The sequence below is a fragment of the Kitasatospora sp. MAP5-34 genome (genome assembly GCF_029894335.1).
In the GTDB taxonomy this organism is placed as follows: Bacteria; Actinomycetota; Actinomycetes; order Streptomycetales; family Streptomycetaceae; genus Kitasatospora.
This window is the reverse complement of record NZ_JARXZC010000085.1, coordinates 1-5,295: the sequence shown is the minus strand read 5'-3', so window position 1 is coordinate 5,295 and position 5,295 is coordinate 1. Positions and strand designations below refer to the sequence as shown.

The window sequence follows — 5,295 nt, the reverse complement described above, 5'->3', positions numbered from 1 at the left end:
CGCGCCTCCTACGAGCCCTTCAGCCGCCCGCTCGACCTTCTCGGCATCGCCTGACCAGCACACCTACAAGATCACCGGACTTTGCAACACCCCTGCCCTGAACGCCGACGAACTACGCGCAGTGGTGGCCCATGAACTCGCCCATGACGCCGCTCGACACACCCGCTTCAGCGCGTTGACCGTCCGCGTCTCGCACGCCCTGGAAACGACCGTACGGGAAGCCCGGGCGGACCTGAGGACCAAGGGGTTGCTGCGCATGTACCAATGGATCGCCCTCGCTCCCCTGCTAATCTTCGCCGCGATCCACAAAGACACGATGCTGCCTGTCCGCCGCGCGCACGAGTTCGCGGCCGACGACGCGGCCGCGGAAGTCGTCGGTACGGAGGCGGTGCTGCGAGCACTGCGCGCCTACCATGCCGCGAACCGGGCATGGCACGACTTCACCGTGCAGCTTCTGCAACCCAGCCTGGCAGCGGGCGTAGTCCCGGACGATCCGTTCGCGGCCTTCACCCACATCGTGGCTCAGCCCCACTACCGGGAACGCCTGCATGCGTTCCAGGAGGCTCCGCTGCCGTCCGTGCGCAGTGACGGGCTGAATCCGCACCCGAGTCTGCGCGAACGGGAGGAGCGTCTGCGCCGCGCTGGACGGACCGACGCGCCGAGTGACACCGGTCCCGCGCCGAAGCCGCTCGACGGCGCTGCGGAACTGGCAGCGGCAATCGCCCGGACGCCGTGGGCACGGGCCGAAGCGCTTCCCGCCTCCGGCCACACGCGGTCCGCGCCGTGGTCGCAGTGGCTGGCGACCCTCGGGGAATTCTCGCCGGCCGCCCAGGCGGACCGACTGCTGCGCGCGGTCTCCCGCCTGACACCCGGTGAGCAGCTCCGGAGCGGGCTGTCGCTGAACGCCGTCCTCATGTGCGTCGCAACCCAAACCCGACAACTGGTGCAGGAGTGCGCGCGGGTCTCCGGCCGTCGAATGAGCGCTCGGGAGGGTGAACGGTGGCTGACCGAAGCCGTGGTCGCACTGATCCAGCGGGGACTGGTCGCGGGCGGGCTGGCGGTCTGGCGCGTCGAGTGGGGCGCCGTGGTGACGGCGGACTGCCCAACGCTCGAGCAGGAGGAGCTCGGCTCCCTTGTCCGCGCAGTACTGTCGACGGAGACGGATACCGCAGGCACCACAAGCACCACCGGCACCACGGAGCTCAGCCGCCGCCTTGAGGGAGTGGGGCTGAATCTGCAGGCTGCCGCGGCTCCACTGTGCCCCTTCCCGATCGCAGCAGCCTCCCGGACTCCACGCGCGAACAGGACGCCCTATGAGGTCCGCGGCGCCCGCGCCGTCATAGGGGTGGCGACGGCAGTCCTTGTTGTTGCCTCTTTCGCCCACTGACCCAGTCGATCACGTGAGTTCGAGGCGATCCCGCTCGGCTGGCAGGCGAGCCGAGCAGCGGGTGGTCCAGGACAGCGAGGGAACGGCAGCGCCGGCGCCCAGGCGGGCCGCGTCCTCGCGGGGCCAGCGTAGGCGTGGTGGAGGACTAGCCTGCGCGTTTCATCTGGGGTCGCGTCCGGATCATGATCGGAAAAGCGAAAGTGCCTTCTGAGCTGCAACGATGAGGCTTGTCTAGGGTCTCTGTCGTTCCAGCGGGAAGGCACTTTCTGCGTGCACACTACCCGGTCACGCCCCCAGCTCGTCGTCAGCGCCGACGGGAACGGGGTGGTCAACCACGCCGGCTCGCGTCTTTTGGCAGATCTGGCCGATGTCACCTCACTGACCAGCGCCTTCAGCGACGCTCTGTGCCGGCTGCGTCCGCGCGGGACCGGGCACGACCCCGGCCGCGTCGCGGTGGACCTGGCGGTGATGCTCGCTGACGGCGGCGAGGCGATCGCCGACTTGGCTGTGCTGCGCGACCAGCGCGACGTGTTCGGCCCCGTCGCCTCCACTCCGACCGCCTGGCGTGTGCTGGCCGGTATCGACACCGCAGCCCTGAACGCCTTGCGGGCAGCACGGGCCCGGGCCCGTGAGGTCGCCTGGCTCCAAGCGGACGAGACCGGACACCCCATACCCGCCTCCCACGCCGGAGGGCGTGAACTACCGGGCCTGGTCCTGGACATCGACGCCACCCTGGTCACCTGCCACTCGGAGAAGGAACAGGCCGCCGCGACCTACAAACGCGGCTTCGGCTACCACCCGCTGCTCTGCTTCCTCGACAACACCGGCGAAGCCCTCGCCGGGATCCTGCGGCCGGGAAACGCCGGAGCGAACACCGCGGCCGACCACATCACCGTCCTCGACCAGGCCCTCGCGCAGATCCCCGACGCCCAACGCCACGGCACCGAAATCCTCGTCCGCGCCGACAGCGCGGGCGGCGCGAAGGCCTTCCTCGCCCACCTACGCGCCCTGCGCCGACACGGGATCCGGACCACCTTCTCCGTCGGACACGCCGTCACCGAACCAGTCCGCAAGGCCATCCGGGTCCTGCCCGACCAGGTCTGGCATCCCGCACTCGAACAGGACGGCACCCTTCGCGCCGGCGCCGAGGTCGCCGAGCTGACCGGCCTGGTCGACCTCACCGGATACCCCGAGGGCACCCGCATCATCGTCCGCCGCGAGCGTCCCCATCCAGGCGCCCAGCTGTCGCTGTTCGACCAGGACGAAGGCCTGCGCCACCAGGTCTTCCTCACCGACACACCCGTCGCCGGCGGCGGCTCCATCCAATACCTCGAGGTCCGCCACCGCGCTCACGCCCGGGTCGAGGACCACATCCGCTGCGGCAAGACCACCGGCTTCGGCCGCTTCCCCTCCCGCCACTTCGCCATCAACCAGGCCTAGCTGGAGCTGTCCCTGACCGCGATCGACCTACTCGCCTGGACCAGAATCCTGCTGCTGGACGGCGAGTTGGCCACCGCCGAGCCCAAGAAGCTCCGCTACCGCGTCCTGCACGCCGCCGCCCGGATCACCCGCGGAGCCCGCCGCCTACGCCTGCGGATCGCCGCCACCTGGCCCTGGCGCCACGAACTGACCACCGCGTTCCACCGCCTGGCGGCGCTGCCCCGACCGGCCACCTGACCGATGACGCTGCCACTGACCACCTACGACCCGAGGACCCAGGAGCACCCGGCCACAGCGTCGGGACCTCGGCATGCCCAACGTCCGACAGCAGCCCCGCGACCTCCGACACAGGGATCACCCCAGCTCAGCCGACGTGAACCGAAACAGCGAGGCTAGCTAGGATCGCGGTGATCATCACACTGGACAGAGGGAGGGGTTCCCGTGGATCTCACAGGGCGCACGGTGGCGGTGACTGGGGCTGGACGCGGGTTCGGGCGAGCGTTGGCCCTTCACGCAGGTCGGTTGGGTGCGCGCGTGTTCGTGTCCGCGCGTTCTCTGGCGACAGCCCAGAAGGTGGCTGATGAAGTAGCGCTCGACAGCGGCGCGCGGGCTGACGCGTTCGCCTGCGATCTGGCCGATCCGGCCTCCATCCGGGCCTTCGCCGACGGAATGGCCGACCGCACCGACCGAGTGGATGTGCTGATCAACAACGGTGCCCGATACCTGGAGGGTCCCGATCTCTGGGACGCCGACGACGACGCGATCACCGACACCATCGCCTCCGGAGCCACCGGCACGCTGCTGACGGTCAAGCACTTCCTACCGCTGCTGCGCGCTTCCGTCGGGGCGGACGTGGTCAACCTGGTCTCCTCAGCCGCGGAACCCCGCAACCACCGCTCTTGGGCGCACCCCGCGTTCTACGCCGCCAAAGCCGCCCAGGCCGGCTTCGCCGACATCCTCTCCCACCGGCTGCGCCCCGAGGGCATCCGCGTCATCTCGCTCTACCCTCCGGACTTCACGGACGGCGACCCGCTCCGCCCCGCCTGGGATCGCGCTTCCCGGACCACAGACGACCCGCTGACCGCCCAATCCGTCCTCGACTGCGCCCTGTTTGCGATCGGCCAGCCGCGAGACTGCTTCATCCGCTCCTTCCACTTCGAGCAGCTGTAGGAGCTTGCCCTGACCGGACATTACCGACTTGGCTAACCGCGCCTTACATGCTTGCCGGGACGACCATGTAGGGACAGCCGCGCCCCCAAGCCGCGCGTACAGCCTGGCCACCTGGCCCGAAAACCTTGGCCAACTACGAAGGGTGCGGTTCTCCTGGAGGGAAGGGCTGAGCTGGGAGATTGCTGATCGGGGCTGTGCTCGGGGGCTGTTCGTCTCTACCGTGGTGGTGGTGGAGGAGGGCGGCTGATGGGTTCGCTGTTCGAGGAGTTGGAGGCGCGCGAGGCGGCCGCCCGGGTGCGGGTGGAGGAGTTCGAGGCCGAACTCGCGGCGGTGTCCGCCAAGTTGGAGCTGGCCCGGGAGGGGCTGGAGCGTCTGCGGATAGCGCGGGAGACGGTCGCCGAGGTGCTCGCGGAGATGACGCTGCAGATGCCCGCGGTGACGGTCGATGCCGCAGGGTCGCCTGCGGGTGAGCGGGTGAGCGGGTGGCGTCGGCGTATGCGGGGGCCGAGCGGCAGGTCATCGGGGTGCTGAGTGTGCCGAACTGGCAGTCCGGAATGGGGGCGGAGGTGCTCCCGGTGGTCTACCGGGACATCGTGGAGGTGGTGGCGGATGCGCCGGGGCCGGTCCGTGCCAAGCAGATCGTGCCCAGGATCGGACTGCCGGCCGAGACCGGGAAGATCGAGGGCACACGGGCGAAGCTGAAGCGGCTGGTGGAGCGGGGCTGGCTGGACGAGAACGCCCCGGGACTGTTCACCCCGGCTGGCCGCCGGACGACTGCTTCGTCCAGCTCCCGTGATTAGAAGGGCTCTTCCGCCTACATTCGAAGGTGCGAACCATGTCGGATGCGGGACAGGAAGAGCCCTCGGGATGAAACCGTACGACACTCATGCCACAGCTGACCCCTTTGCCCGCTCCATCAGCGCCTTCGAGACGCTGATGGGCACCGTGTCGGGCGGCGATGCGAGCGCGTGGACCCACGCCGAGCTGGAAGAACACCTGGAAGTGGCCGGGCGGGAGCTGCTACGGCAGCTGCTGCAGGACCATCTGGACCTGCGCGCCCGGCAGGAGGAAGAAGTGGTCCGCGCCGGCGTGGGGCCGGTCGTGGTGGGGCCGGAGGGGCGGGTGCGGCCATGGCGGGAGACGGGCCACGCACGCTGGCTGGCCAGTGTGTTCGGGCTGGTCCGGGTCACGCGGGTCGCCCACGACTCTGTTGCCGAATTCGGGTCGTGGGTCGGCTGACTGCGGCATGATCGCTCCTGTGGCTGACTCGTGGGCAGGTAGCCACGGGGGTGGTGCGG

Annotated in this window: 5 protein-coding genes and 1 pseudogene; all 6 read left to right on the top strand. The window is 69.7% G+C overall.

The annotated features are described in order from the left end of the window. On the top strand, positions 1–1,387 hold a 1,387-nt coding region (locus tag P3T29_RS32345; RefSeq protein WP_280720253.1), incomplete at its 5' end, for a M48 family metalloprotease. Between the two features lie 270 nt (positions 1,388–1,657). Next, a pseudogene (locus P3T29_RS32340) lies at positions 1,658–3,064 on the top strand (IS1380 family transposase). Positions 3,065–3,268: 204 nt separating this feature from the next. Continuing rightward, a complete protein-coding gene (locus P3T29_RS32335; protein ID WP_280720252.1) occupies positions 3,269–3,997 on the top strand; it encodes an SDR family NAD(P)-dependent oxidoreductase in 729 nt (242 codons plus the stop codon). A 246-nt stretch (positions 3,998–4,243) separates the two neighbouring features. Beyond that, the gene (locus P3T29_RS32330; RefSeq protein WP_280720251.1) at positions 4,244–4,528 is read left to right on the top strand and encodes a hypothetical protein; all 285 of its coding nucleotides are present in this window, start codon (positions 4,244–4,246) and stop codon (positions 4,526–4,528) included. 2 nt (positions 4,529–4,530) lie between these two features. Next, entirely contained in the window at positions 4,531–4,797 is a 267-nt protein-coding gene (locus tag P3T29_RS32325; RefSeq protein ID WP_280720250.1) for a hypothetical protein, read from the top strand. A gap of 67 nt (positions 4,798–4,864) precedes the next feature. Further along, entirely contained in the window at positions 4,865–5,236 is a 372-nt protein-coding gene (locus P3T29_RS32320; RefSeq protein ID WP_280720249.1) for a hypothetical protein, read from the top strand. Positions 5,237–5,295: the final 59 nt, after the last annotated feature.